The sequence below is a fragment of the Planosporangium spinosum genome (assembly GCF_049999945.1).
GTDB lineage: Bacteria > Actinomycetota > Actinomycetes > Mycobacteriales > Micromonosporaceae > Planosporangium > Planosporangium spinosum.
This window is the reverse complement of record NZ_JBLYUB010000002.1, coordinates 213,817-238,239: the sequence shown is the minus strand read 5'-3', so window position 1 is coordinate 238,239 and position 24,423 is coordinate 213,817. Positions and strand designations below refer to the sequence as shown.

Annotated in this window: 20 protein-coding genes; 10 read left to right on the top strand and 10 right to left on the bottom strand. The window is 71.6% G+C overall.

Features of this window, described 5'->3' with window-relative positions; translation table 11 throughout:
* Positions 1 to 32: 32 nt before the first annotated feature.
* Positions 33 to 839, bottom strand: coding sequence for a TrmH family RNA methyltransferase (locus ACNTMW_RS03865; protein ID WP_426631940.1), 807 nt, complete (start codon positions 837 to 839; stop codon positions 33 to 35).
* 154 nt (positions 840 to 993) lie between these two features.
* Between ACNTMW_RS03865 and ACNTMW_RS03860 the strand changes: the two genes are divergently transcribed.
* On the top strand, positions 994 to 2,637 hold the full coding sequence (locus ACNTMW_RS03860; RefSeq protein WP_426631939.1) for a PucR family transcriptional regulator: 1,644 nt from the start codon (positions 994 to 996) through the stop codon (positions 2,635 to 2,637).
* Positions 2,638 to 2,669: 32 nt separating this feature from the next.
* On the opposite strand, the gene ACNTMW_RS03855 is transcribed toward ACNTMW_RS03860, so the two are convergent.
* Positions 2,670 to 3,683 (bottom strand): coiled-coil domain-containing protein, encoded by a 1,014-nt coding sequence (locus ACNTMW_RS03855; protein ID WP_426631938.1) that lies wholly within the window; start codon positions 3,681 to 3,683, stop codon positions 2,670 to 2,672.
* A 757-nt stretch (positions 3,684 to 4,440) separates the two neighbouring features.
* Between ACNTMW_RS03855 and ACNTMW_RS03850 the strand changes: the two genes are divergently transcribed.
* From ACNTMW_RS03850 to ACNTMW_RS03825, 6 genes are all read left to right on the top strand, one after another.
* A complete protein-coding gene (locus ACNTMW_RS03850) occupies positions 4,441 to 5,385 on the top strand; it encodes a MurR/RpiR family transcriptional regulator (protein ID WP_426631937.1) in 945 nt (314 codons plus the stop codon).
* Complete coding sequence (locus ACNTMW_RS03845; protein ID WP_426631936.1) at positions 5,382 to 6,140, top strand: sugar isomerase domain-containing protein; 759 nt, start codon at positions 5,382 to 5,384, stop codon at positions 6,138 to 6,140. Before ACNTMW_RS03850 ends, ACNTMW_RS03845 begins: the two co-directional genes overlap by 4 nt.
* A 21-nt stretch (positions 6,141 to 6,161) precedes the next feature.
* Positions 6,162 to 7,613, top strand: a complete 1,452-nt coding sequence (ngcE, locus tag ACNTMW_RS03840) for an N-acetylglucosamine/diacetylchitobiose ABC transporter substrate-binding protein (RefSeq protein WP_426631935.1) — start codon at positions 6,162 to 6,164, stop codon at positions 7,611 to 7,613.
* A 16-nt stretch (positions 7,614 to 7,629) separates the two neighbouring features.
* Positions 7,630 to 8,538 carry a carbohydrate ABC transporter permease gene (locus ACNTMW_RS03835; RefSeq protein WP_426631934.1) on the top strand — a complete coding sequence of 303 codons (909 nt, stop codon included), beginning with the start codon at positions 7,630 to 7,632 and terminating at the stop codon, positions 8,536 to 8,538.
* Positions 8,539 to 8,549: 11 nt separating this feature from the next.
* Positions 8,550 to 9,464: a carbohydrate ABC transporter permease gene (locus ACNTMW_RS03830; protein ID WP_426631933.1), complete on the top strand. Its 915-nt coding sequence runs from the start codon at positions 8,550 to 8,552 to the stop codon at positions 9,462 to 9,464.
* Between the two features lie 191 nt (positions 9,465 to 9,655).
* Complete coding sequence (locus tag ACNTMW_RS03825; RefSeq protein WP_426631932.1) at positions 9,656 to 11,377, top strand: bifunctional 3'-5' exonuclease/DNA polymerase; 1,722 nt, start codon at positions 9,656 to 9,658, stop codon at positions 11,375 to 11,377.
* A 22-nt stretch (positions 11,378 to 11,399) separates the two neighbouring features.
* On the opposite strand, the gene ACNTMW_RS03820 is transcribed toward ACNTMW_RS03825, so the two are convergent.
* From ACNTMW_RS03820 to ACNTMW_RS03810, 3 genes are all read right to left on the bottom strand, one after another.
* Positions 11,400 to 11,909 carry an NUDIX domain-containing protein gene (locus ACNTMW_RS03820; protein WP_426631931.1) on the bottom strand — a complete coding sequence of 170 codons (510 nt, stop codon included), beginning with the start codon at positions 11,907 to 11,909 and terminating at the stop codon, positions 11,400 to 11,402.
* A gap of 93 nt (positions 11,910 to 12,002) precedes the next feature.
* On the bottom strand, positions 12,003 to 12,668 hold the full coding sequence (locus tag ACNTMW_RS03815) for a potassium channel family protein (RefSeq protein WP_426631930.1): 666 nt from the start codon (positions 12,666 to 12,668) through the stop codon (positions 12,003 to 12,005).
* Positions 12,661 to 13,992, bottom strand: coding sequence for a TrkH family potassium uptake protein (locus tag ACNTMW_RS03810; RefSeq protein WP_426631929.1), 1,332 nt, complete (start codon positions 13,990 to 13,992; stop codon positions 12,661 to 12,663). The genes ACNTMW_RS03815 and ACNTMW_RS03810 overlap by 8 nt, the downstream gene beginning before the upstream one ends.
* Positions 13,993 to 14,439: 447 nt before the next feature.
* Between ACNTMW_RS03810 and ACNTMW_RS03805 the strand changes: the two genes are divergently transcribed.
* Complete coding sequence (locus ACNTMW_RS03805) at positions 14,440 to 17,196, top strand: helix-turn-helix transcriptional regulator (RefSeq protein ID WP_426631928.1); 2,757 nt, start codon at positions 14,440 to 14,442, stop codon at positions 17,194 to 17,196.
* 22 nt (positions 17,197 to 17,218) lie between these two features.
* On the opposite strand, the gene ACNTMW_RS03800 is transcribed toward ACNTMW_RS03805, so the two are convergent.
* On the bottom strand, positions 17,219 to 18,097 hold the full coding sequence (locus ACNTMW_RS03800) for an amidohydrolase family protein (protein WP_426632134.1): 879 nt from the start codon (positions 18,095 to 18,097) through the stop codon (positions 17,219 to 17,221).
* A 20-nt stretch (positions 18,098 to 18,117) separates the two neighbouring features.
* A complete protein-coding gene (locus ACNTMW_RS03795; protein WP_426631927.1) occupies positions 18,118 to 18,930 on the bottom strand; it encodes a metal-dependent hydrolase in 813 nt (270 codons plus the stop codon).
* A gap of 454 nt (positions 18,931 to 19,384) precedes the next feature.
* Here ACNTMW_RS03795 and ACNTMW_RS03790 point away from each other — a divergent pair, with 454 nt between their 5' ends.
* Positions 19,385 to 20,560, top strand: a complete 1,176-nt coding sequence (locus ACNTMW_RS03790) for a sensor histidine kinase (protein WP_426631926.1) — start codon at positions 19,385 to 19,387, stop codon at positions 20,558 to 20,560.
* Positions 20,557 to 21,222: a response regulator gene (locus ACNTMW_RS03785; protein WP_426631925.1), complete on the top strand. Its 666-nt coding sequence runs from the start codon at positions 20,557 to 20,559 to the stop codon at positions 21,220 to 21,222. Before ACNTMW_RS03790 ends, ACNTMW_RS03785 begins: the two co-directional genes overlap by 4 nt.
* A gap of 18 nt (positions 21,223 to 21,240) precedes the next feature.
* On the opposite strand, the gene ACNTMW_RS03780 is transcribed toward ACNTMW_RS03785, so the two are convergent.
* From ACNTMW_RS03780 to ACNTMW_RS03770, 3 genes are all read right to left on the bottom strand, one after another.
* Entirely contained in the window at positions 21,241 to 22,383 is a 1,143-nt protein-coding gene (locus ACNTMW_RS03780; protein ID WP_426632133.1) for a S8 family serine peptidase, read from the bottom strand.
* Positions 22,384 to 22,406: 23 nt separating this feature from the next.
* Positions 22,407 to 23,765, bottom strand: coding sequence for a hypothetical protein (locus ACNTMW_RS03775; protein WP_426631924.1), 1,359 nt, complete (start codon positions 23,763 to 23,765; stop codon positions 22,407 to 22,409).
* A gap of 71 nt (positions 23,766 to 23,836) precedes the next feature.
* A complete protein-coding gene (locus ACNTMW_RS03770) occupies positions 23,837 to 24,304 on the bottom strand; it encodes a hypothetical protein (RefSeq protein WP_426631923.1) in 468 nt (155 codons plus the stop codon).
* Between the last annotated feature and the right edge of the window lie 119 nt (positions 24,305 to 24,423).

Here is a 24,423-nt window from a genome sequence, read left to right as displayed (position 1 = left end):
GTCGGCCCTACCACCACCGGCGGGGTGGGCGCCTACAGGTCGTCGCGGCCCAACTCCCAGAACGTGACGGCGGCCGCTGCCGCGACGTTGAGGGAGTCGACTCCGCGACGCATCGGGATCGAGACCCGGAGGTCGCTGGCGGCGATGGCGGCCTCGGTGAGACCGGCACCCTCGGTGCCCAGGAGGACCGCGGCCCGGGAGCGCTGCGCCGGGGTCAGCGTGTGCAGCGGTACCGCGTCGCTGGCCGGCGTCATGGCCATGATCGTGTAGCCGGCTTCGCGGACCTGGGCGAGCGCCTCGGGCCAGGGTGCGAGCGTGGCGTACGGGATGGCGAAGACTTCGCCCATGCTGACGCGTACGCTTCGTCGGTACAGCGGGTCGGCGCACGTGGGGGACAGGAGCACCGCGTCGATGCCGAGCGCGGCGGCGCCCCTGAAGACGGCCCCGAGATTGGTGTGGTTGACGGAGTCCTCCAGCAGGGCCAGTCGTCGGCTGCCGGCAAGCACCTGTTCGACCGTCGGCAGGGGCCGGCGGTGGAACGACGCGAGTACGCCCCGGTGGACGTGGAAGCCGGTGATGGCGTTGAGTACCTGCTGGGTGCCGGTGTAGATCGGCGCTTCACCGTCGATCAGGTCGCGGACCTGGCGCAGCCGCTTTTCGTCGACCAGGACCGAGCGGAGCCGGTAGCCGGCGCGTAGCGCCCGGCGGAGTACCAGCTCACCCTCGGCGATGAACAGTCCGTTGGGCGGTTCCCAGCGGGTGCGTAGCTCCAGGTCGGTGAGCGCCAGGTAGTCGCCGATTCGCTCGTCGTCGGCGCTTTCGATCTTCACGACTGCCACGTGCAGGATTCTGCCCCGCCGGTCGTGGTGGCGTGACAGCCGGTCACCACTGCGCGCCATAATGGTACAAAAGGTATTTATGGTCTGAGTGGGAGACGCTCGGGCGGGCGATACACGGTCTCCGTGTTCCCCGCGGTTCGGCGACACTTGATCCGTGTTCCCCACGGTTCGTGAGGTGCTCGCGCTCGACGCGGTGCGGCACGGGTCCCCCCGGGTGGTCGCCGGCGCGCACGCGCTCGACCGGCCCGTACGCTGGGTTCACATCGCTGAGGTGCCCGACATCGCCCACCTGCTGCGCGGCGGGGAACTCGTGCTCAGCACCGGGATCGGGCTGCCCGCCGACGACGAGGGGCTGCGCCGGTTCGTGTCCGACCTCGCCGATGTGGGCGCCTGCGGCCTGGTGCTGGAGCTGGGCCGGCGGTACGCCAGCGCGGTACCGAAGGTGATGGTCGCCGCGGCCGAGCGGCTGCGGCTGCCGCTGGTCGAGCTGCACCGGGCCACGCCGTTCGTGCCGGTCACCGAGGCGGTGCACGCGCTCATCATCGACGCCCAGCTGGCGGAGCTGCGGGCCACCGAGGAGATCCACCAGCGGTTCACCGAGCTGTCGGTGGAGGGCGCCGAGCCGGCGGAGGTGGTCGCGCAGGCCGCCGCGCTCGCCGGGGCGCCGGTCGTCCTGGAGAACCTGGCCCGGCGGGTGCTGGCCTACGATGCCGCCGGGGAGCGGGCCGAGCTGCTGCTCGACGGCTGGGAGGCGTACTCGCGGCGGATCCGACCCACCGGGCGCACCGGGTACGACCCGGACGCGGGCTGGCTGGTGACCGTCGTGGGCGCGCGCGGTCAGGACTGGGGGCGGCTGCTGCTGCGCTGGCCGGGGCCGGACGGCAGCCCGGACGGCGGCCCGCCGACCCGCCTGTCGATCCTGCTCGAGCGGGCCGCGTCGGCCCTCGCGCTGGGCCGGCTGATCCGCCGCGACGCCCAGGACCTCGACCGCCAGATTCACCGCACCCTGTTGACCGCCCTGGTCGACCACGCCTGGCCGGTCGACGAGGTGGCGCTGCGGGCCCGGGCGCTGGGCGTACCGCTGGATCGCCGGCACCTGGTCGGGGTGGTGGTACGCCACCGGGGCGACCCGCCGGAGGCACCCACGTCGGCGCAGGCGCGGCTGCGTGACCTCGCCGAGGCGGTCGGCCAGGCGGTGCGCGACACCCGCCTGGCCGGCCTGTCCAGCGTGCTGGACGACCACGCGGTCGGGGCGCTGCTGGCGTTGAAGCACGCGGACGGGGCGGAGCTGGTGCTGTTCCGGTTCGCCACGGCGGTCCGCGCGCTGACCCGCGCCGACCTCGTCGTCGCCGCGGGCTCGGGGGTCGACTCGGTGCGGGAGGCCCGCCGGTCGCTGCTGGAGGCCCGCCAGGTCGCGCACGCCGCCCGGCGGGACCGCCGGCTGTCGGCCGCCGGCGCCGGTACGGTGTACCGGCTACCCGACATGGGCCTGGCCGGCCTGCTGCACCTGCTGCGCGACGAGCCGCGGCTGCAGACGTTCGTGGAGCGGGAGCTGGGCGGGTTGCTGGCCTACGACGCCCAGCACCCGCGCGAGCAACTGCTCGGCACGCTGCGCGCCTACCTGGAGTGCGGGCGTAACAAGTCGGCGGCGGCGGAGGCCGTCCACCTGTCCCGCCCGGCGTTCTACGAGCGCCTGACGCGCATCTCCCGGATCGTCGGCGCCGACCTCGACGCCGTGGACGTGTGCCTGTCGCTGCACGTCGCGCTGCTCGCACTGGACGCGGTCCGGGACGACTGACGTACCCGGTCCGGGGCGGGCCGGCCGGGTGGTCAGTGCACCGACAGGTGGACGTGGTTGTAGTGGTCGCCGGCCGGGGTGCCGTCGCCCGAGGTGTAGGCGCGCCAGCCCAGGCCGGGGAACCAGATCTGCTTGTACCAGATCACGTACAGCACGCCGAGCCGGTCGGCGTTGGCCATGAACCAGGCCGACAGCTGGTCGCCGTACGTCTTGTCGGCGCCGGTCGCCCGCGCGTTCTGGAACGTGCTGGCATTGGCGGAGAAGTCGCAGGCCCGGCCCTTGGGGTGCTCTCCGCCGCCGCCCGAGCGGTAGCAGGCGGTGAAGTGGTCGAAGCCGGCCGCCCGCGCCTGCTGGAGCGCGTTCAGCGTCCGCGGGGTCAGGCAGCCGGAGGTCGTCGGGTCGTCCTGGGAGCAGGATTCGCCGGGCCAGCTCCCGTCGGCGTTGCGGGGCGCGGGGTTGGCGCTGGCGCGCTGGCCGCTCGCGCTGATCGTGACCGACCTCGGATTGCCGAGCGCCCGTTCGGCCTCCTGCTTGCGCTTGTCCATCTCGGCGAGCTGCTGTTCGGCGAGCGTGATCTCACCGTCCAGGGCGGCCTTCTGGTCGGCGTAGTCCTTCCTGGCCTGGACCAGCGTGCGGATCTCCCGGTCGTCGCGCGCGGTCAGGTAGCTGACGGTGGCGGCGTCGTGCAGGACGGTGCCGGACGCGGCGCCGTCCAGCAGCACCATCGACACCTTCAGGCGGCTTCCCCGGTAGGCGGCCGCGGCGATCGGTCCGACCTCGACCTCCAACTCCTTGAGGCGCTGCTCGGTGGTGGCGAGGCGCTGCTGGAGGTCGGCCTGGCGGGCCCGGGACACGTCCAGCCGGCCCTTGGCGTCGTTGTAGGCGCGCGCGGCGGCGTCGAGCTTCTCCTTGAGCGACGCGTTGCCGGCGCCGTCGGGGTCGGTCGGCTCGGCCGCGGCCGGTCCGGGGCCGACGGCGAGCAGCGCGGACGCCAGCAGCGCGACGGCCACGGACAGTCGCCGCCGGGTGGATGCCGTGCACTTCACCTGGGTTCGTTCCTCACCGAGGCCAGCCGGGAGGGGCGCCGGCCGGCTCCTTCGCGTCGAACAGGCCCGCGACGTGCGGGGATGCCACCCGTAGCGGTGCATTGACCGCGGTGAGCTTACCGGACCGGATGGCCGGCGGCCGAGCGCGGATTCGCCGCGGTCCAGCCCACCGTTCGGCCAGTTCGCGTACTGCTCCCGGGTGATTGCGGACCGTCATATGGACCGCCGTCCGGACCCGTATGGACCGCCGTCCGGACCGCGGCCGGCCGCCGTCCGGACCGCGGCCGGCCGTCGTCCAAGATCCGCGGTCGGCCGTCGTCCAAGATTCGCGCAATGTCGCAATCCTTGCCCCTTCGACGCGTTCGGTGGCCGCAATGTTTGCGACATTGCGCGGATCTAGGGGGCGGCGGCACGTGGATCTAGGGGGCGGCGGCACGTGGATCTAGGGGACGGCGGCACGTGGATCTAGGGGGCGGCGGCACATGGATCTTGGGGGCGGCAGCACGCGGACCTTGGCGGGCTATGCGGATCTTGGCGAGCTGTGCGGATCGGGGAGCGGCGGGCGGCGGCCGGACCGCGCCCACGTGGCGGCCCGTTCCCGCAGGTGGCGTGCTGGTTCACGGTCCGGGTTCCACGGGCGGTGAACGTATCGGCGCATGTAACGGTTTGAAAACTTCGACCAAACTCTTGACAGCGGAGGGCTCGCAGTAAGAACTTTTACCACTATCAGTTAACAGACTTTGCGGAAGGCGGGAGCATGGGTGCGTACGACGCGGGTGTGCCCGCGGCCGAGGCCGCGGTGACCGACGCGCCGCTACGCCCGACCGACGGAGTACTCGCGCGGGTACGGTCCCGCCTGCCCGAGTTCACCGGCGCCCTCCAGCGGGTAGCCGAACTCGTCCTCACCGATCCGGCCAGCGCCGCCCGTTCGACGATCGTCGAACTCGCCGAGCGCAGCGGCACCTCGCCGGCCACGGTGACCCGGTTCTGCCGGGCTCTGGGCTTCGAGGGCTACGCCGACCTGCGGCTCAGTATCGCCGGCGAGACCGGCCGGGCCGCGCGTACCGGCGGGTGGAGCGACGACATCGGGCGCGAGATCCAGCCAGGCGACCCCCTGGAGCGGGTGCTGGGCCAGATCATGGCCGCCGACACCCGCGCCATGCACGACACCGCGGTCCTGCTCGACCTGGGTGAGGTCGAGCGGGCGGCCGACGCCATCGCCGGAGCGTCGCGGGTGGACATCTACGGAGCCGGCGGCAGCGCGCTGGTCGGCGCCGAGATGCAGTTCTGCCTGCACCGCATCGGTGTCGCCGCCTGGGCCTGGACCGACATCCACAACGGACTGGCCAGTTCGGCGCTGCTGCGCGCGGGCGACGTCGCGCTCGGCATCTCGCACAGCGGGCAGGCCCGGGAGACGATCGAGATGATCGCCGAGGCCGGCAGCCACGGTGCCACCACCGTCGCACTGACCAGCTTCCCGCGCTCGCCGCTGGCCGACGTCGCCGACATCGTCCTGCTCACCGCGACGCACGCGACCACGTTCCGGCCGGACGCGCTGTCGGCCCGCCACCCGCAGCTCGTCGTGCTCGACCTGCTCTACATCGCGGTGGCGCAGCGTACCCACGAACGGGCGCACGAGGCGTTCCAGGTGACCGCGCGGGCGGTCGCAGGTCACCGCGCCGCCAAGGAGGTCGAGACATGACCAGCTCTGTCAGCGCGCAGGCGTACGTCAGCGGGGTCCGGGACCTGCTCGACCGGGTGGTCGTGGCGGAGTCCGGGGCGGTCGACCGGGCGGCCGACCTGATCGCCGACTCGCTGCGCCGCGGCGGCGTCCTGCAGGCGTTCGGGGCCGGCCACTCCGAGGCGCCGGCCGCGGACCTCGTCGGTCGCGCCGGTGGCCTGGTACCCACCAACCGGATCTCCCTGCGCGACCTGGTCGTCTTCGGCGGCGAGCCACCGGAGATCCTGCAGGACGAGAAGCTCGAACGCGACCCGGACATCGCGCATCGGCTGTACGCACTGGCCGAGCCGCGCCCCGCGGACGTGTTCGTGATGGCCTCGCAGTCCGGCATCAACGGCTGCGTGGTCGAGTTGGCGCTGCTGGTCAAGCAGCGCGGGCACGCACTGATCGCGATCACGTCGACGGAACACACGGCCCGGGTGAGCCCCCGGCACCCGTCCGGGCGACGCCTCGCCGACATCGCCGACGTCGTGCTGGACAACGGCGCGCCGTACGGCGACGCACTGCTGCCGCTTCCCGGCGGTGGCTCGGTCTGTGCGGTCTCGTCGGTCACCAACGCGCTGCTGGCGCAGTTGATGGTCGCCGAGGTCGTGCGACGTATGGAGGCTGCGGGCCAGGTACCCCCCATCTACCTGTCCGCGAACGTCCCCGGCGGGGACGAGCACAACGTCACCCTCGAGTCCCGGTACGCCGGCCGGATCCGGCGTACCGCCTGACCTCGTTCCGAGGAGTTAAACATGTCCGTTTCTCCCGCGGTGGGTTCGTCCCCCGAGCCCACGACGTCCGCCCTCGACCGTCGGACCCTGCTACGCGGCGCGGCTCTGGCCGGCTTAGTGGTGGTCCCCGGTACCGGCCTGCTGAGCGCGTGCGCGACCAGCGGCGGTGACGACGGTGGGTCCAGCGACGGTGGCGGCACCGTCAGCGAGAAGAACCCGTTGGGGGTCAAGGAGGACGCGCCGCTCGACGTCGTCATCTTCCCCGGCGGCTACACCGACAAGTACGCCGTCGACGTGCACGAGCCGCTGTACAAGAAGGCGTTCCCGAAGGCCACCATCAAGCACGAGGCGGTCACCGAGATCAGCACGACGATCCAGCCGCGGTTGTCCAGCGGCACGGACGTGCCCGACATGATCAACAACTCCGGCAGCAAGCTGCTGGACTTCGGCGCGCTGGTCGCCGAGAACCAGCTCGCCGACCTGACGAAGCTGTGGGACGCCGCGTCGGTCGACGACCCGAAGAAGAAGGTGCGCGACACCGTAGTACCGGGCACCGTCGAGCGCGGGTCGTTCAACGGCAAGCCGTACGTGCTGTACTACGCCTCGACCACGTTCGGCCTGTGGTACTCCGGCAAGCTGTTCAAGGACAAGGGCTGGACCGTACCGACCGACTGGGCCGCCTTCCTCACGCACCTTGACGAGATCAAGAAGGCCGGTATCACCCCGTACGGGTACGCCGGCGCCAACGCCGCGTACTACCAGTACACGGTCATCCTCACGCACGCGGCGAAGCTCGGCGGCCAGGAGGTCCTCAAGCGCATCGACAACCTCGAGGACGGTGCCTGGAAGCAGGACGAGGTCAAGCAGGCGGCGGCCGCCTGGGCCGAGGTCGGCGCCAAGTACATGGACAAGGCGTTCGAGGGGCTCCGGCACACCGACGTCCAGCTCCAGCAGAACCAGTACAAGATCGCCTACTACCCGAGCGGTGACTGGCTGGAGAACGAGCAGAAGAAGGACGCCCCGGCGGACTTCATGTACCAGATGACACCGATCCCGGTGAAGGGCAAGCTGTCCGCCAACGCCGTCCGGGCCACCGCCGCCGAGGGCTACCTGGTGCCGGCCAAGGCCAAGAACAAGGCCGGCGGCATGGAGTACCTGCGCCAGATGCTGTCGGTCGCCGGTGCCAAGGGCTTCTCCGACCTCATCAAGTCGCCGACCGTCGTGCTGGGCGGCACCGACGGCATCACCTTCCCGCCCGGCGTGACCAGTTCCACCGGCGCGTTGAAGGCGGCCGGCAAGGAGGTGGTCGACTTCTTCTTCGACGGCGACTACAAGGACATCGAAACGGAGTGCCGTACCGCGACGAACGCGCTGATGTTCGGCCGCGAGACCGCCGACCAGTTCTGCGAGCGGATGCAGAAGAAGGCCGACGCGGTGAAGAAGGACAGCTCCATCACCAAGTTCAAGCGCTGACCGGAGCGTAGTAGCCATGCGGCACGGCAAGTACCCATTCGTCATCGGCTTTCTGGCCGTTCCCGTCGCGCTGTACCTGACCTTCGTGATTTCGCCGTTCGCTCAGGCGTTCTACATCTCGATGACCAGCTGGCGCGGCTTCGCGGCACCCAAGTGGGTCGGCTTCGACAACTACCGGAGGTTGTTCGACGACGGCGCCTTCTGGAAGGCGGTGACACACAACGGAATCATCCTGCTTGTCCTGCCGCTGATCACCATCGCGATAGCCCTGTCGTTCTCGTTCCTGCTGAACGTGGGCGGCGGATCGCGCGGTGGCACGATGTCGGGGGTCTGGGGGTCGAAGTTCTACCGGGTGGTGTTCTTCTTCCCCCAGCTCCTGGCCGTGCCCATCATCGCGGTGCTGTTCCAGATGGTGTACCGGCCGAACTCGTCGGGTCTGATCAACGGCTTCCTGATGAAGCTGGGCATGCGGCCGGTCGGGTTCCTCATCGACCCGAAGCTCGCGCTGTGGGCGATCATCGGGGCGCTGGTCTGGCAGTCCGTCGGCTTCTACGTCGTGCTGTTCTCGGCCGGCATGGCGTCCATCCCGAAGGACATCTACGAGGCCGCCGAGCTCGACGGCGCCCGCGGCGGGACGCTGTTCTTCCGGGTCACGCTGCCGCTGCTGTGGGACACCCTGCAGGTGGCGTGGGTGTACCTGGGGATCGCCGCGTTCGACGCGTTCGCCATCGTCGACGTGCTGTCGGTGGACCGCGGCGGCCCGGACGGTGCGACCACGGTGCTGTCGGTGGAGATCTACCGCAACGCGTTCCAGTTCTCCCGGTTCGGCTACGCGTCCGCGATGGGGGTCGCGCTGTTCTTCCTGACGATCACGTTCGCGGCGCTCACGCTCCGGGTCACCCGGCGTGAGTCCATCGAGTACTAGGTGGGACGATCATGACCATCGACACCGAGCGGGCCGTGAATCCACCCCGCCGCGACCTACCCGCAGCCGCAGCGCTCCGCAGGGGCCGGTCCACCCGGTCGGAGGTGCGGGTGCTGTCCACGCTGGGCCAGGTCGCGCTGATCATCTGGGCGGTGGTGGTGATCGGGCCGCTGCTGTGGACGTTCCTCGCCTCGTTCAAGAACACCCCCGAGATCTTCAGCAGCCCGTGGTCCCTGCCCGGGGAGCTGCGGTGGGAGAACTGGTCGCGGGCGTGGACCAAGGCGCACGTCGGCCGGTACTTCCTCAACAGCGTCATCGTCGTTGCGTGCAGCACGTTCGGCACCATGCTGTTCGGCTCGATGGCGGCGTACGTGCTGGCCCGGTACAGGTTCGTCGGCAACCGGCTGATCTACTTCCTGTTCGTGTCGGGGCTGGCGTTCCCGCCGTTCCTCGCGCTGGTGCCGCTGTTCAAGGTGGTGCAGAACTTCGGCCTGCTCAACACGTACACCGGCCTGATCCTCGTGTACATCGCGTACTCGCTGCCGTTCACGGTCTTCTTCCTCGCCGCGTTCTTCAAGACACTGCCCGGGGCGGTGGCCGAGGCGGCGGTCATCGACGGCTGTTCGCACACCCGGCTGTTCTTCCAGGTGATGCTGCCGATGGCGAAGTCCGGCCTGGTCAGCGTGACGATCTTCAACGTGATCGGCCAGTGGGCGCAGTACCTACTGCCGGTCGTGCTGATGACCAACGCCGACAAGTACGTGCTCACCCAGGGCATCGCCCAGATCTCGACCAACGCCGGCTACGAGGCGGACTGGTCCGGCCTGTTCGCCGCGCTGAGCATGTCGATCCTGCCGATGATCGTCGTGTACGCGTTCTTCCAGCGACAGATCCAGGCCGGCCTGACCGCGGGGGCGGTCAAGTAGCGGAGTGATCGCCGGCACGGCCGCGTGGTGGCGTGGCCGTGCCGGCGCGATCGCGGTCGTGGCGTGGCCACGGGCACGGTCGCGTCGTGGCGTGATCACGGGCACCTTTCCGGACACGGGGACGGAAAGGTGCCCGTGATCATGGGTGTGGCCTGCGCTGAAGTGTCACACCGGTGGGATCTAATCGGGGCATGCTGGTCGCCGTGCACCCCGACCCCGGCGGCGGCGGCCACCTGCGGGAGCTGACCGACGACGGCCGGCCGCTCGGTCCGGCCGTCGCGGTCGCCGACCTCGCCGCCGCCGTCCGCGCCCGCGAGACGGGTGAGGCGGGGGACGGAGCCGGTGCGGCGGCGCCCCGCTGGCTGTGGGCGGCGACCGGCGAGGTCTACCCGCAGCTGCTCGGCGCGGGCGTGCGGGTGGAGCGCTGTCACGACCTGGAGCTGACCGAGGCGCTGCTGCTCGGCTACGAGGGGCGCTGGGGCCAGCCGCGGGCGCTGCCTGCCGCCTGGGCCCGGCTGACCGGCGCGCCGGTGCCGCCCGACCCCGCGCCGCGCGCCGTCCAGCCGCCCGGGGCGGCGCAGGATGCCCTGTTCGACACCGCACCGCCCCGGCAGCATCTCGGCGCCGACCCGATCGAGGTACTGATCCGGGTGTACCGGGCCCAGCGGGACCGGATCGCCGCGACGGCCGACCCGGGGCGGATGCGGCTGCTGGTCGCCGCCGAGTCGGCCGGTGCGCTGGTCGCCGCCGAGATGGCCCGGTACGGGCTGCCCTGGCGCGCCGACGTGCACCACCGTTTGCTGATCGACCTGCTGGGAGAGCCGTCACCGCATGCCGGGCCGCCGCGGCGGCTGGTCGAGTTGACGAAGGCCATCGGAGAGGCTTTCGGCCAGCGCATCCACCCCGACTCGCCGGCCGAGGTGCTGCGCGCGTTCGCCCGGGACGGCATCCGGCTGCCCAACACCCGCGCCTGGGTGCTCCAGCGCGTCGAGCACCCGGCGGTGCCGCTGCTGCTGGAGTACAAGGAGCTCTACCGCATCTGGGTCGCGCACGGCTGGTCCTGGCTGGACCAGTGGGTGTGCGACGGACGCTTCCACGCCGAGTACGTGCCGGGCGGCGTCGTCTCCGGCCGCTGGGCCACCCGCGGCGGCGGTGCCCTCCAGATCCCCAAGGTGGTGCGGCGGGCGGTGGTGGCCGACCCCGGCTGGACGTTCGTGGTGGCCGACGCCGGGCAGTTGGAGCCCCGGATCCTCGCCGCGGTCTCCGGTGACCGGCGACTGGCCGAGGCGGCGCGCGGCGGCGACCTGTACGCGGCGCTCGCGGCCGAGGCGTTCGGCGGCGACCGGGCGCGGGCCAAGGTGGCGTTGCTCGGCGCGATGTACGGGCAGACCGGTGGCCAGGCGGTGCCGGCCCTCGCCGCGCTGCGGCGGTTCTACCCGACCGCCTGGGAGTACGTCGAGCAGGCCGCGCGTACCGGCCAGGCGGGCGGCCTGGTGCGGTCGTGGCTCGGCCGCACCTGCCCGCCGCCGTCGGTGACCGTCCGCGACCTGTCCGTCGACGAGCCGGTGGTCGCCGACGGCGACAGTGACGGTGACGGCGACGGTGCCCGTGCGGGCGCGTCGGCCCGCGCGCGGGGCAGGTTCACCCGTAACTTCGTCATCCAGGCCACGGCCGCCGAGTGGGCCCTGGCGCTGCTCGCCCGGCTGCGTACCACGCTCGCCGGCACCCCCGCCGAACTGGTCTTCTTCCAGCACGACGAGGTGATCGTGCACTGCCCCGCGGCGCAGGCCGGCGCGGTCGCCACCGCCGTCGAGGCCGCCGCCGACGACGCGCGGCGGCTGCTGTTCGGTGACACGCCGGTACGGTTCCCGCTCGGTGTGGCCCGCGTGGAGCGCTACGCCGACGCGAAGTAGCCGACCACCGCGGCGGCCGGGGCTACGCGGACGCGAAGTGGGTGGACATGAAGTAGTCGGCCATGGCCCGGGTGTGCGTGGAGAAGGCGAGGGCCGCCGGCGTGCTGAGCACCAGCCACTCGGTCGCTTCCTCGGTCGGTGCCGACGGGGGCAGGTCGTCGAAGCGGCGCGCCGGCAGCAACCCGAAGATGTTGACCGTGCCGGCCGGGACGCTGTGCACGGCGAACAGGCTGACCTCCGCGGCGTCCGCGATCAGGCCGGTCTCCTCCCGCAGCTCACGGACGGTCGCCTCCTGCCACGACTCGCCGACCTCGATGTACCCGCCGGGCAGGGCGAGTTGCCCGCGCGCGGGCTCGATGTCGCGGCGGACGACCACCAGGCCGCGATGGTTCACGTCGTCGACGGGTAGCAGCGCCACCGCCACCGGCAGTGGGTTGCGCCAGGTCGTCTCGCCGCACTCCGCGCACATCCGGGGCCAGGACGCTTCCGCCTCGTACGGACTACCGCAGTACGAGCAGTGTGAGTGCTGCATGAGAATTGACCCTAGTTGACCGGGCGCACTGCCGGCCGCGGCGCGTCCGGGCGTGGCGCGGGGAGTGCCGCACCCGACGGCATGCGACCGGGATTACGGCAGCGACGCGAACCGCTCGACCTGACGGGTGGGCCCGGACACGATCAGCAGGTCGCCCGGGTGGACGACGGTCTCCGGTCGGGCGTGGATGAAATCGGTCCCCGGCCGCTTCACCCCGACGATCGTCACGCCGTGTCGGGCCCGCGGGGCCGCCTCGGCAAGGGCACGGTCATGCGTCTCGCGCGGCGCGCGGGTCTTGGCGATGGCGTAGTCGTCGTCGAACTCGATGAAGTCGATCATCTTGCCGGTGACCAGGTGCGCGACCCGCTCACCCATCGCCGCTTCCGGGTAGACCACGTGGTGCGCGCCAACCCTTTCCAGGATCCGGCCGTGCTTGGCGCTGACCGCTTTGGCCCAGATCTGCGGCACCTTCATCTCGGTGAGGGCCAGCACGCTCAGCACGCTGGCCTCGATGTCGGTGCCGATCCCCACGATGGCGCAGTCGAACTCGCCGACGCCGAGCTGGCGCAGCGCGTCCTCCTCGGTGGAGTCGGCCTGGACCACGTGCGTGAACCGGTCGGCCATCCGCTGCACGATCTCCGGGTTCTCGTCGATCGCCAGCACCTCGTGGCCCAGCTGGATCAGCGACTCGGCCACCTGGCTGCCGAAGCGCCCGAGTCCGATGACGACGACGGTTTCGTTCTTTCCGGGCTCAGCCAACGATCGGTCGCTCCTCTGGAAGTCGGTAGAGCCGGTGGCGGCTGCGCAGCGCCATTCCGGTGGCGACCGTGATCGTACCGACCCGGCCGAGGAACATGAGCAGGACCAGCACGAGTTTGGCCGCCGGGGGGAGTGCGGGAGTCAGGCCGGTGGACAGGCCGACGGTCGCGAACGCCGAGATGGCCTCGAACAGCAGCGGGCCCGGTGGGTACGAGGTGAGCGCCAGGAGGGTCAGCGTGCCGGCGAAGACGAGGGCCACGCCGAGCAGCGCGACGGACAGCGCCTGCCGCTGCGTCGCCGACGAGATCCGGCGGCGGCTGATGACGACGTCCGGCTCGCCGCGTACCTCCGCCCAGATTACGAATGCCAGCACGAAGAACGTGGTCAGCTTGATGCCGCCGGCGGTGCTCGCGCTCCCGCCCCCGATGAACATCAGGGCGTCGGTCAGCACGAGCGTCTCCGGTCTCATCTGCCCGTAGTCGACCGTACTCAAGCCCCCCGAGCGCGGCATCACACCCTGGAACACCGCCGCGAGCACCTTGTCCGGCACGCCGAACCGGCCCAGGGTGCCGGGGTTCGTCCACTCGAACAGCAGGACACCCAACGCGCCGACGGCCAACAGGACGGTGGTGCCGAAAACCGTGATCCGGGTGTGCACAGACCAGCGGACCGGCCGGCGGAACTCCCGTACCAGCTCGAACAGGACCGGAAAGCCCACCGCGCCGACGGCCACGGCCAGGGCGATCGGCAGGCAGACCCACGGGTCCGTGGCGAATCCCATCAGGCTGTCGGAGTACAGCGCGAAGCCGGCATTGTTGAACGACGAGACGGAGTGGAAGGCACCCTGCCAGATCGCGGTCGCCGGCCGCTGTCCGTACCCGATCGCGAAGCGCAGCGCCAGGATGGCGGCGATCGCGACCTCGAACCAGAACATGAGCAGGGCCACCCGGATGAGTACGCCCTTCAGCTGGCTGAGGTCGTCGACGCGGCTCTCGGCCTGCGCCACCAGGCGGGTACGCAGCCCGAGCCGCCGCGACACGAGCAGCCCGAGCAGCGTCGCGAGGGTCATGATCCCGTACCCGCCGATCTGGACCAGCGCCATGATCACGCCTTGCCCGAAGGGGGTCCAGTAGGTCGCCGTGTCGACCGCCGTCAGGCCGGTCACGCACACCGCCGAGGTCGCGGTGAACAGCGCGGTGAGCGGCGGCGGCTCACCGCCGCCGGCGCGCGCGGCCGGCAGCATCAGCAGCCCGGTACCGACGGCGATGGCGACCAGGAACGCAATGGGCACGATGCGGGCCGGGTGGCGCAGGGTCCGACGCATGGCGACCATTGTCGTCCACCGGTGTCCGGTCGTTCGTGACGTAGGTATACCTAGGCGGGTACCGCGTGACGTACGTACCTACGGCGACCGGAGATAGGTAACCGGTCCCGATGTAGTGCGGGCCTTACCGGACGAAGCTGGAACCAGCTTCGAGCGGAAGGGATACCACGATGTTCACCAACGACTACGCCCTGCGGATCATCGTCCGGCAACGGCAGGAGGAACTCCTCAGGGAGGCTGCGGAGCGGCGGCGGGCCGGCCGCGGCCGGCACCGGCGGCGGGGCTGAGCGCCGCGGTGCCGGTCTCCGGCGTGATCGCCGGACCGGGGGCGGTGCGAGGTTCCGGAAAGGGCGCGGCGCGCGGCGCGGTACGGACATTCCGGACAACTGATCAACGCGCCGGTACGCTGTCGGCGTGCGTGTCGGTCGTGGTGGAGTGAGCCCCGTGATGGTGGGGCGGAATGCCGAGCTGCGCCGCCTCGTCCGGCTCGCGGCCGGTCCCGGCCCGCAGGTGGCCCTCGTCGCCGGCGAGGCCGGCATCGGCAAGAGCCGGCTCGTCCAGGAACTGCTCGCCGGCCTGCCCACCGACGCCCGGGTGCTCGTGGCGCAGGCCGACCCCGGCGCCCTCGGCCGGCCGTACGGGCTGTTGCTCGACGCCGTCGACGGCATGCGGGCGGCCGGCTCCGCGGCCACCGTGGACCCCGGCGTGCTCGCGGTGATCGACGACCCCGCGCACAGCAGTGTCGAGCGGCTGCGGGCCGCCACCGGTGTGGTCCAGGCGCTCGCCGCGCCGCCGGCCGTCGTCGTCTTCGAAGACCTGCACTGGGCCGACCCGGAGAGTGTCGCGCTGTTCGAACGCATCCCCGAGCTGCCCGGCCGCCGGCTGCTCGTCGGCACCTACCGGCCAGACGAGGTGACCCGTCGCAGCCCGGTCGCCGACCTGCTCACCCGCATCGAGCGCCGGCACACCGTCACCCACCTGCGGCTGGATCGGCTGGGACTGCCCGAGACGTCGGTGCTCCTGGAAGCCGTGTCCGGGCGGCCGCCGTCCTACCGGGCGGCACGGTCGCTGCACCACCGCACCGGCGGCAACCCGTACTTCCTGGAGGAGCTGCTGCGGGCCGGCGGTGACGGGGAGCTGGACCTGGAACGGCTGTGCGACCAGCCGCTGCCGTGGAACCTCGCCGAGGCGTTGCGCCGGCAGCTCGACGACGTCGACCCGCGCCAGCAGCAGGTGGTGGAGGCCGCCGCGGTCCTCGGTCGCAAGATCCCGTTCGATGTGTTGGCGGCGGTGGTGCAGCTTCCCGAGTACGACCTGATCATGGTGCTCCGCGACCTTGTCCGGCGCGGCCTGCTGATCGAGACCGGCGAGGACGAGTTCAGCTTCCGGCACGCCCTGGCCCGGGAAGCGGTCGCCGACCAACTGCTCGGCCGCGAGCGCCGCCGGCTGCACGAGCTGGCGTTGGAAGCGCTGCTGGCCACCGGCGACGCCGACCCGGCCCTGGTCGCCCAGCACGCCCGGGGCGCCGGCCGGTACGGCGACCTGATCCGCGCCGCGCGCGCCGGCTGCGCGCACTACCTTGCCATCGGCGCCGCGTACCAGGCGCTCACCCTGGCCGAAATGGGGCTGGAGGAGGCACCCGACGACCTGGACCTACGCGCCGGGGCGGCCCGCGCGGCCTGGCTCGCGGGGCTGCTCCACGACGCCGACCAGCACGCCCGGCGCTGGCTGCGGGACGCCACCGAGGCCGGGGACCGCTCCGCAGCCCTCCGCCTGCTCGCCCGCCTGGCGTGGGAGGAAGGCCGGCGTGAGGACGTGCACATCCTCATCGACGAGATCCGCGAGATCATCGACCAGTTGCCGTGCGGCGCCGAACAGGCGCGGGCGATGGCCACGGTCGCGCAGTCGTACATGCTCACCGACCGCCAGGTCGACGCGATCGCCTGGGCCGATCGTGCCATCGCCCTCGCCCAGGAGCTCGACCTGCCCGGCGTACGCCTGGCCGCCGCGGTGGAGAAGGGCTCGGCGTTGCTACTGGGCGTCCCCGGTGGCGTGGACGAGGGGCGCAAGCTGCTGCTGCGGGTCGCCGAGGAGGCCGAGTCGGCCGGCGAGTGGCTCGTCGCCGCGCGGGCGCTGCACAACGTCCTCAACAACGGAGCGATGTCCGTCCTGGCCGAGGCCCAGGGACTACTCGAACGGATGCGCACCGACGCCGAACGGGCCGGCTTCGAGTCCCTCGCCGTCGCCGCGTACGTGGAGGGCCGGGCGCGCCTCGCGATGGAGGAGGGGGACCTGCGCACCGCGCTGGAGGTGCTCGAGGAGGGGCACCGTCGCGAGAGCGGTTACCTGCGTACCAGCCGGCGCATCCATTACCATGACGTCTTCCTGGCCGGCCTGTCGCTGGAGGCCGGCGACCTCGACCGGGTCGAGTCGATCCTGGCCGCCGTCGGCGCCGACTCCGACGGCAAGCCGTCGCTGGCGGTCGCCGGGCTGGCCCTCCACCTCGCCTGCCGGCGCGGCGACGCGGAAGCGGCGCGGGCCGCCCTCGACGAGGTGTACGCCGCTGTCGAGCGTGGCGGGCAGCCGTACCCCGACCAGGCCCACGACCTGGTCGCCGCCGGTCTGGCGGCCGGCCTGCCCGCCGACCGGCTGCGCCCGTTGATCGAGCGGGTTGCCTGGTCGGAGCTGTCAGCGGGCTGGCTGGACCCGTCGACGGGCTGGCGGGCATTGATCACCGCCCAGTTCGACGAGGCGGAGGGGCGGTTCGGCGAGGCGCTCGTCGGGTACGAGGCGGCGGCCGGCGCGGCCGGGCTGCGCCCGCCGGTCCGGGCGAGCGCGCACACCGGTGCGGCGCGCTGCCTGATCGATCTCGGCCAGCTCGACCGGGCACGGGAACACGTCACCACGGCCGATGGACTGCTGGCCCGGTGGCCGGGCTGGCGCGCCGCCGAGGTCGACGCCCTGCGCGGGCGGGTCGGGCTGCCCGCGCCCGCCGCGGCCGGTGTCGACGACACCGTGCTGACCCCGCGCGAGCGTGAGGTCGCCGCCCTCATCGCCGAGGGCCTCACCAACGCCGAGCTGGCGCGCCGGCTGTACATCTCCAAGAAGACCGCGGCCGTGCACGTGTCGAACATCCTGGGCAAGCTCGGGCTGTCCTCGCGGACCCAGGTGGCGGGCTGGCTGCAGCGTCGCCGGGCCGGTTGAGGCCGTCGCCGGGCCGGTTGAGCTACAGGTCGAACAGGCGGGCCGCGTTCTCCCAGCACACCGCGCGCAGCCAGTCGTCGCCCAGGTCCAGCCGGGCCAGGGCCTGAAGCTGGTGGGCGTACGGGTACGGGATGTTGGGGAAATCGCTGCCCAGCAGCACCTTGCCTGCCAGTCCCAGGTCGGCCAGCCGGGCGTCCAGTTCGCGCGGAAAGGGCGCCATGTCCTCGAAGAAGTCGGTGAACGCCATCGTGGTGTCCAGCCCGACCCGCTCGTAACGCTCGGCGAGGTCCAGGAAGCCGGCATAGTCGGGACAGCCCAGGTGTGCGATCACCGCGCACAGCCGGGGATGGCGGGCGAGGACGTCGCCGATCGGCCCAGGCCCGGTGAACCCGTACGCTACCGGCGCCGTGCCGGCGTGCACGACGACGGGCGTGCCCGCCTCGGCCAGCAGCCCCCACACCGGATCGAGCAGGGCGTCGCGCGGGTCGTACCCGCCGACCTGCAGGTGCACCTTGAACACCCGGGCGCCGCGGTCGAGGGCGACGCGTACGTACCGCTCGACGCCGGGCTCAGGGAAGAACGTCGCGCTGGGCAGGCAGCCGGGGGTGGCGGCGGCGAAGCCGAGGGTCCAGTCGTTGAGATCGGCGGCCATGTCGGGGCGGTGCGCGTACGCGAGCGCGGTGTACATCCGCACCCCGAGAGTGGTCAGGTGGGCGACCCGTTCGGCGTCGCTCCACTTGTACCTGATCGGCCACTCCCGGCCGATCAGCGGGCCGCCGGCGTCGAAGTGCGCCCAGACCCGGCGCAGCATCCGCTCCGGCAGGAAGTGCGTGTGTACGTCGGCGAGGCCCGGCAGGTGAAGGGCCCGCCAGAAGGCGGGCACCTCGGAGTCGTCGATCATCAAGTCGTGCTGGTGAACCGTCACACCTTGATGTTGAACCGTTGCAGCAGCGGCTGGTAGAGCATCCACCCGGCGGTGGCGATCGACACCACCGTGAAGGCGGTCCGCAGCACGACCACCTCGACCTTGCCGCCGACCTTGACCGCCATCGAGTGCGGCAGCCCGAAGCAGCGCCACATCCGCCCGCGGCCGGTCGGGATCGGCCACAGGACCGGGCAGCCGTGGCTGGTGAGCATGTCACCGAGGATGTGGATCAGGCCGCCGACGCCGAGGGCGATGCCGAGGATCGGGTACCCCCGGCCGGCGGGCAACGTCTCGTACGCGGCGAACGTCGCGGCGACCGCCGACAGCGTCACGATCACCCAGCCGGCGCGCTCCGCCCACTTCTCGAACAGGCCACGCAGCGCCATCGCGAACGTGAAGAACAGGACCGACAGGACGGCCGGCTTGCCGAAGTGCAGGCACAGCTCGAACACGCCGAACCCGACGCCGACGTTGAACGGCAGGGTGTGGGTGAACGTCCGGTGCCCGTTGTCGCGGCGCCGATCACGGCTGCCCCTGGTCATGGTGTAGATCCCCAGCGACAGCTTCTCGATGCACTCGGCCAGGAACAGCGAGACGACCCCGAACGTGCGCGCCACCGTGGCGCCGCCCTGGTTGGTCGTGACCCTGCCCGACAGGTCAAGGTCGGGCAACAGCGCCCCGCCGGCACACATCGCGGTGCCTACGGCGAGCTGCACCGGCGTCTGGTGGATACCCGCGAACTGCTGCAACGCGAGCGAACCGACCAGCCACCCGGCCGCGCCCGACAGGGCGTGTGAGGGGCCCATCATCCGTGATCATCCTCCCCTGGGAATCGTCGGGGCGCAGTATCCCAAGGGGTCTGTCATGATGCGAACACGCCCCGTCGGGGCGTGTCGCACCGGATTGTCGGATAATGATCTTGGCGTCCCGTGATGTCCGGTCACCGGTCCCGGCGACGGCACCCGAGATACCGCCACCACCGCAACCCTCGCCGGGCGGATACGCCCGGCGCGGTAGCGCGGGGTGCGAGAGTGCGCCGGCAGCGGTATGCCGGCAGTCGCCAGCGGCCCGATGACCCCGGACGGGAAGCTGATCTACCGTCGCGGTGTGGGCGGAGATGACGCGTCGGACCGGTTGGACGACGGCCGGCCGAGCGCGCGCGGCTGGCCACCGCACGGCGGTAGGTGGGCTTATCGCGGCGGACCACCGCACGGCGGGAGGTGGGGCGACCGCGGCGGACCACCGCCGTTCGTCCTGCCGGCGGTGGTGGCTCTGATCCAGATCGTGGGCGGCACGGGGGCGGCCCGCCACGACCACGCCCACCTACCGGCCGTCGGGTACGCGTTGCTGCTCGCCGGCCCGGCCGCGCTGCTGGTCCGGCGGCGTCGGCGCGCGGTGGCGCTGGTCGGCGCCGTCGCCGCGACGACCGCGTACTTCACCCTCGGGTACCCGGCCGGCCCGGCGTTCCTGGCGGGGTTCGTCGCGGTCATCGGCGCCCTGCGGACCGGTCACCGGCGGCTGACCTGGGTGGCCGTCACCGCCGCCTACCTCACGTACGCGCTCCTCGGGCTCTGGTGGCAGGCGGCCGCGCACCCGTCACCGGGCCGGCTGGTCACGGTCGGCGCCTGGCTGCTGGTCGCCTTCGCGGTCGGGGAGGCCGCGCGGGTACGCACCGACCACCTCCGGGAACTGGCCCGTGCCCGGGCCGAGCGGGAACGGGCCCTCGCCGACCAGGAGCAGGCGCGTCTCGAACACCGCCGTCGCCAGGCCAGCGAGGAGCGGCTGCGCATCGCCCGGGAGTTGCACGACGTACTGGGCCACCACCTCTCCCTCATCAACGTTCAGGCCGGGGTGGGGCTGCACCTGATGGACGACCGCCCGGAGCAGGCCAGGGCCGCGCTCGCCGCCATCAAGCAGGCCAGCGCCGAGGCACTGCGGGAAGTACGGTCGGTGCTCGGCGCCCTGCGCCTCGATGACGAGTCGGCTCCGAGGACGCCGGCCCCGGGACTGTCGGGTACCGGCGACTCCGACGCGTCCACAGGCCTGCGTGCCCTGGTCGCCGACGTGACGGCGGCCGGGCTGCCGGTACGGCTGCACGTCGACGGCCCGGCCGGCACCCTGCCGGCCGAGGTGGACCGCGCGGCGTACCGGGTCGTGCAGGAAGCGCTCACCAACGTGCGCCGGCACGCGGGTACGGATGCCGCCGCGGAGGTGCGGGTCGGGTACGGTCGCGACGAACTGGTCATCACGGTGACCGACGACGGTGCCGGAGCGACCGACGGCGCGAGCGTCGACGGGCCGGTGGCCTTCAGCGCCGGCACCGGCATCGTCGGGATGCGCCAACGTGTCGAAGCGCTCGGTGGGGAGTTCCGCGCCGGGCCCCGCCCCGGTGTCGGTTTCGAGGTGTACGCGCGGTTCCCGCTGGGAGGAATGTCATGATCCGGGTACTCCTGGCCGACGACCAGGCACTGGTACGGGCCGGCTTCCGGGCACTGCTCGACGCCCAGGACGACATCGAGGTCACCGGCGAGGCGGCCGACGGGGCCGAAGCCGCCCGCCTCGCCGGTGAGACCGCACCCGACGTGGTGCTGATGGACATCAGGATGCCGCTGCTCGACGGCCTCGAAGCCACCCGGCGGATAGTCGCCGATCCCCGCTGCGCCGACACCCGTGTCGTCATCCTGACCACGTTCGACCTCGACGAGTACGTGTTCGAAGCGCTGCGCATCGGCGCCAGCGGATTCCTGGTCAAGGACACCGAACCCGTCGACCTGCTACGCGGGGTACGCGCGGTCGCCGCGGGCGACGCCCTGCTGTCACCGGGCGTGACCCGCCGCCTGATCGCCCAGTTCGCCACCCGCGCCGCCGCGCCGCCCCCGCCGCGCGAGCTCGACGCGCTCACCGAGCGGGAACGCGAGGTGCTCGCCCTGGTAGGGGCCGGCCTGTCCAACGACGAGATCGCCGCGAAACTGGTGGTCAGCCCCGCGACGGCCAAGACCCACGTGAGCCGGACGATGATCAAGCTCGGTGCCCGGGACCGGGCGCAGCTCGTCGTGTACGCCTACGAAGCCGGCCTGGTCCGGCCCGGGTGGCTCGGGTAATCAGGTGCTACCCGTGTTCTAACTGGCTGAGGGTTGTCCTCTCCGGCGTAGCAGGAGCCAGCCCACGACACCGGCCGCGACCAGGACGACGACGGCCGAGGCGGCGATGATGAGCCAGGCGTGGGAACCGGATCCCTTGTCGTTGCCGGGAGCGGCGGCGTTCGTCGGCCCGGTGGGCACGTCGATGGTCGGCGGTGCCGCGCCGGTGGTCGACCTGCTCGGAGCGGCGCTCGGCGTAGTGCTCGACGCGAGCGGCGGTACGTCGGCGGTCAGCGCACCGACAAGGTTGAGGACGCCGTACCCGTACTGCGGGTCACGGCCCGGTGCCCCCTTGTCGGTTGCGGTCGCGGTCAGCCGGTGGATGACCTCTTTCGCGGACAGGTTCGGGTACTTGGAGCGGACGAGCGCAGCGGCGCCAGCGACGATTGCGGTGGCGTCACTGGTCCCATCCGCGATCCGGTACCCGCCGATGGCGTCGGTGGTGACGATCCGCATGCCGGGTGCGGTCAGGACGACGGCGTTACCGGTGACGCTCAAGCTGGCGATGTTGCCGTTCTGGTCGGTGGCACCAACGGCCACTACACCGTCGTACGAGGCGGGAAAGGCGGCGAGCTGGGCTTTTGGCCTGTTGCCGACAGCAGCCACCACTACGGCATCCGCTGCGAGAGCCGCTTGGATCGCCGTGCGGATCGCGGGGACATCCGAGCCACCCGCAGAAATAGAAATAACCTTCGCGCCTGACTTCACCGCGGTGTTAATGCCCGCAGCTATTGCCTCGGGTGTCGGATCTTGGCTCTGACTGTCGCGGATGGGAAGAATCTTGGCGCGCGGAGCGATCCCGAGTGCTCCGTCGCCGTTGCCGTGGCCATGCGCAGCGATAAGCCCTGCCATACCGGTCCCATGCCCGTCGGCATCCGTCTGACCGTTTGGTGCTCCGGCGCCCGAGACATCTACTCCGGGAAGGACGTTTCCGGCCAAGTCAGGATGACTGCCGTTGACCCCGGAGTCCACCACGGCCACAGTCACGCCATCGCCTTGGCTTTGCGCGTGGGCGGCGGTCACGTTGAGGAACTGCAGGTGCCACTGCTTGTCGCGGATGGAGTCCGCCACGGCGGGCGGCGCCGCGAGCAGGATTGCCGCAACGCCACCCGCCATCGCCATGAAGGCGCGGCTGGTGCGTGAACTCACCGATCGATCCCGATGACTCCCGGTCCGGCGTCGTGAGACGACGGCTCGCTACCCGGTTCAAGGACCGGGGCCACGCCATGCACGACAGCCCACGGGTCGTCCGGATCCCAGGTCCGGGCCTCGCCGTCGTGACCGCTCGCGCCGCGACGCTGTCCCGTTGCCATGAACTGCTGGCCGGGCGCGGTGACGCCACCGGCGCCGCGAGCCCCGGTCGACCCCGCTCCGTGACCGGCCGTCGACCCGCTCTGACCGAGCACCCCGCCGACCGGATTGACTCGCGGTGTGCCACCACTAGGACGTCCGCCGGCGGCGCCGCCGGTCGCTCCAGTGGCGGGTACGCCGCCGATCACGCCGCCCGGCGGGAGGGGCCGCGCCATGCCGGCGCCTGCACCGCGTGCTTCGGGCGTCAGCCCGGGCAGGGGACCGACCGGTCCGCGCCCGCCCGGTCCGGCTTCGAACGGGCCGACCTTACCGCCACCGAGCGGCGAAACCTTGCCACCACCGCCGCCCGGCAGGGGGGTGATCACACCACCGGGAAGAGGCAGTCCTCCGCCCGGAATGCCTGGCAGTTGAGGCGTGGGGGACGGCATCGGCATAACGGGAGGCGGCGCCGGGGGAGTAATGACGCCACCGGTCAGGACAGGTCCTCCGCCGCCAGTGCCGCCACCCGGCAAGGAGGGGAGGTTACCCGTGACGGTGCCGGTGGGCACCTGCGCGATGGCCGGAGCCGGCTGCGAGGTCGAGGTGCGAGGCGGCGGAATCACGGGCGGGGTTATCGCCACGACCGACGGCGGGTCGATGTGCTGGGAGTTGTCGTCAAGCTTCGGCGTCGTCGGCGGGGTATACGGCGGCGGCACGGTCATGCGCCAGGTCGAATCGACCGCGGTCCCCGCCAGCTTCGCCATGGCCTGCCGTGCCTGCTGGGTCAGTTGCGCCTGCCGGGCGGGGTCCACGGGCGGCGGCCCGGGGCTGGGACTCGGGGTGGGTGTCGGCGTGGGCTTAGGCGTAGCGGACTGCTTCGCCGCGTCAATCTTCGCCTGGTTGGCCGCGTACTCCTGGTAGGCCTTCTTGACCTCGGTGCGGGCGATCGACACCCCGCCGGTGAGGTCGGCCAGGGCACGCACGTTGTCATCGGAGGCCTTGGACGCCTGCTGCAGCGCAAGGATCAGGTCGTCGACATACTGAAGGAAGGCTGCCGCCGCCGGGCTCTTCTCCGGCGACCAGTTCTCAGTCAGGCCCTGCCGGTAGTAGCTGAGCATGCCGGCGTGGCTGTCCAGCAACTCCTGGGTCTTCCGCCAGGCCGTGACCTGCTGCCAGCTGGTCTCGATCTGGTCGTCGGTGACGCTCTCCACCATGGCGTGCAGCGTCTCGATGTCGTAGTTCTCCCAGGCGGTGTAGCCGCCACCGCCGCCACCATCTGCCGGGATCATTGGACTCCCTTGTCGGTCAGGCCGCCGTCGGACACGCTAACCGGACTCGATGAAGCGTCCGATGCGTGGACTTCGCCTCCGGGCGTACCAGGCTTGATGACCTGATCGATGTCCGACGCCTTCAGGCGCGCCGCGTCGTCGACGTCTCCGTAGTTGACGGCGACCGTCTCCGCGCCCTTGCCCATGGTGTAGGTGCCGGACGCGGTGTCCCGGAGCAGGTTCACGATCGCCGTCAAGCACTCGTGGTGGCGCTGAACGACCGTGTCCATCTCCGCGAAGACCATGCCCTCGCCGACGCACGCGTGCTTGCTCATCACGTCGTAGACCTGCGGCACGTGGGTGCTGAAGTTCTTGTCCAACTCCTCCAGCAGCGCCTTCGAGAAACTCTTGAGACCCTCGACCTGTACGTCGATCGTTACGTTGTCGCGTAGCCAGGCCGGCGGGCGGTCTTCCTCGGGTATCACTGCGCCTCCCCGTCAGGTCCAGATGTCGGAAACAAGATTATCGAACCTGGCCAACCCCGTGCTGTCCCGTCTATGTCACCGCCGCACCGGACCGGACGCGACCGCTCCGCCCCGGCTAT

Excerpts from the sequence above, each read along its gene's own strand:
- ACNTMW_RS03850 (WP_426631937.1), top strand. The coding sequence starts at position 4,441 with ATGGGTGCGTACGACGCGGGTGTGCCCGCGGCCGAGGCCGCGGTGACC.
- ACNTMW_RS03845 (WP_426631936.1), top strand. The coding sequence starts at position 5,382 with ATGACCAGCTCTGTCAGCGCGCAGGCGTACGTCAGCGGGGTCCGGGAC.
- ngcE (WP_426631935.1), top strand. The coding sequence starts at position 6,162 with ATGTCCGTTTCTCCCGCGGTGGGTTCGTCCCCCGAGCCCACGACGTCC.
- ACNTMW_RS03835 (WP_426631934.1), top strand. The coding sequence starts at position 7,630 with ATGCGGCACGGCAAGTACCCATTCGTCATCGGCTTTCTGGCCGTTCCC.
- ACNTMW_RS03830 (WP_426631933.1), top strand. The coding sequence starts at position 8,550 with ATGACCATCGACACCGAGCGGGCCGTGAATCCACCCCGCCGCGACCTA.
- ACNTMW_RS03825 (WP_426631932.1), top strand. The coding sequence starts at position 9,656 with ATGCTGGTCGCCGTGCACCCCGACCCCGGCGGCGGCGGCCACCTGCGG.
- ACNTMW_RS03820 (WP_426631931.1), bottom strand. The coding sequence starts at position 11,909 with ATGCAGCACTCACACTGCTCGTACTGCGGTAGTCCGTACGAGGCGGAA.
- ACNTMW_RS03810 (WP_426631929.1), bottom strand. The coding sequence starts at position 13,992 with ATGCGTCGGACCCTGCGCCACCCGGCCCGCATCGTGCCCATTGCGTTC.
- ACNTMW_RS03805 (WP_426631928.1), top strand. The coding sequence starts at position 14,440 with ATGGTGGGGCGGAATGCCGAGCTGCGCCGCCTCGTCCGGCTCGCGGCC.
- ACNTMW_RS03800 (WP_426632134.1), bottom strand. The coding sequence starts at position 18,097 with ATGATCGACGACTCCGAGGTGCCCGCCTTCTGGCGGGCCCTTCACCTG.
- ACNTMW_RS03795 (WP_426631927.1), bottom strand. The coding sequence starts at position 18,930 with ATGATGGGCCCCTCACACGCCCTGTCGGGCGCGGCCGGGTGGCTGGTC.
- ACNTMW_RS03785 (WP_426631925.1), top strand. The coding sequence starts at position 20,557 with ATGATCCGGGTACTCCTGGCCGACGACCAGGCACTGGTACGGGCCGGC.
- ACNTMW_RS03780 (WP_426632133.1), bottom strand. The coding sequence starts at position 22,383 with ATGGCGATGGCGGGTGGCGTTGCGGCAATCCTGCTCGCGGCGCCGCCC.
- ACNTMW_RS03775 (WP_426631924.1), bottom strand. The coding sequence starts at position 23,765 with ATGGTGGAGAGCGTCACCGACGACCAGATCGAGACCAGCTGGCAGCAG.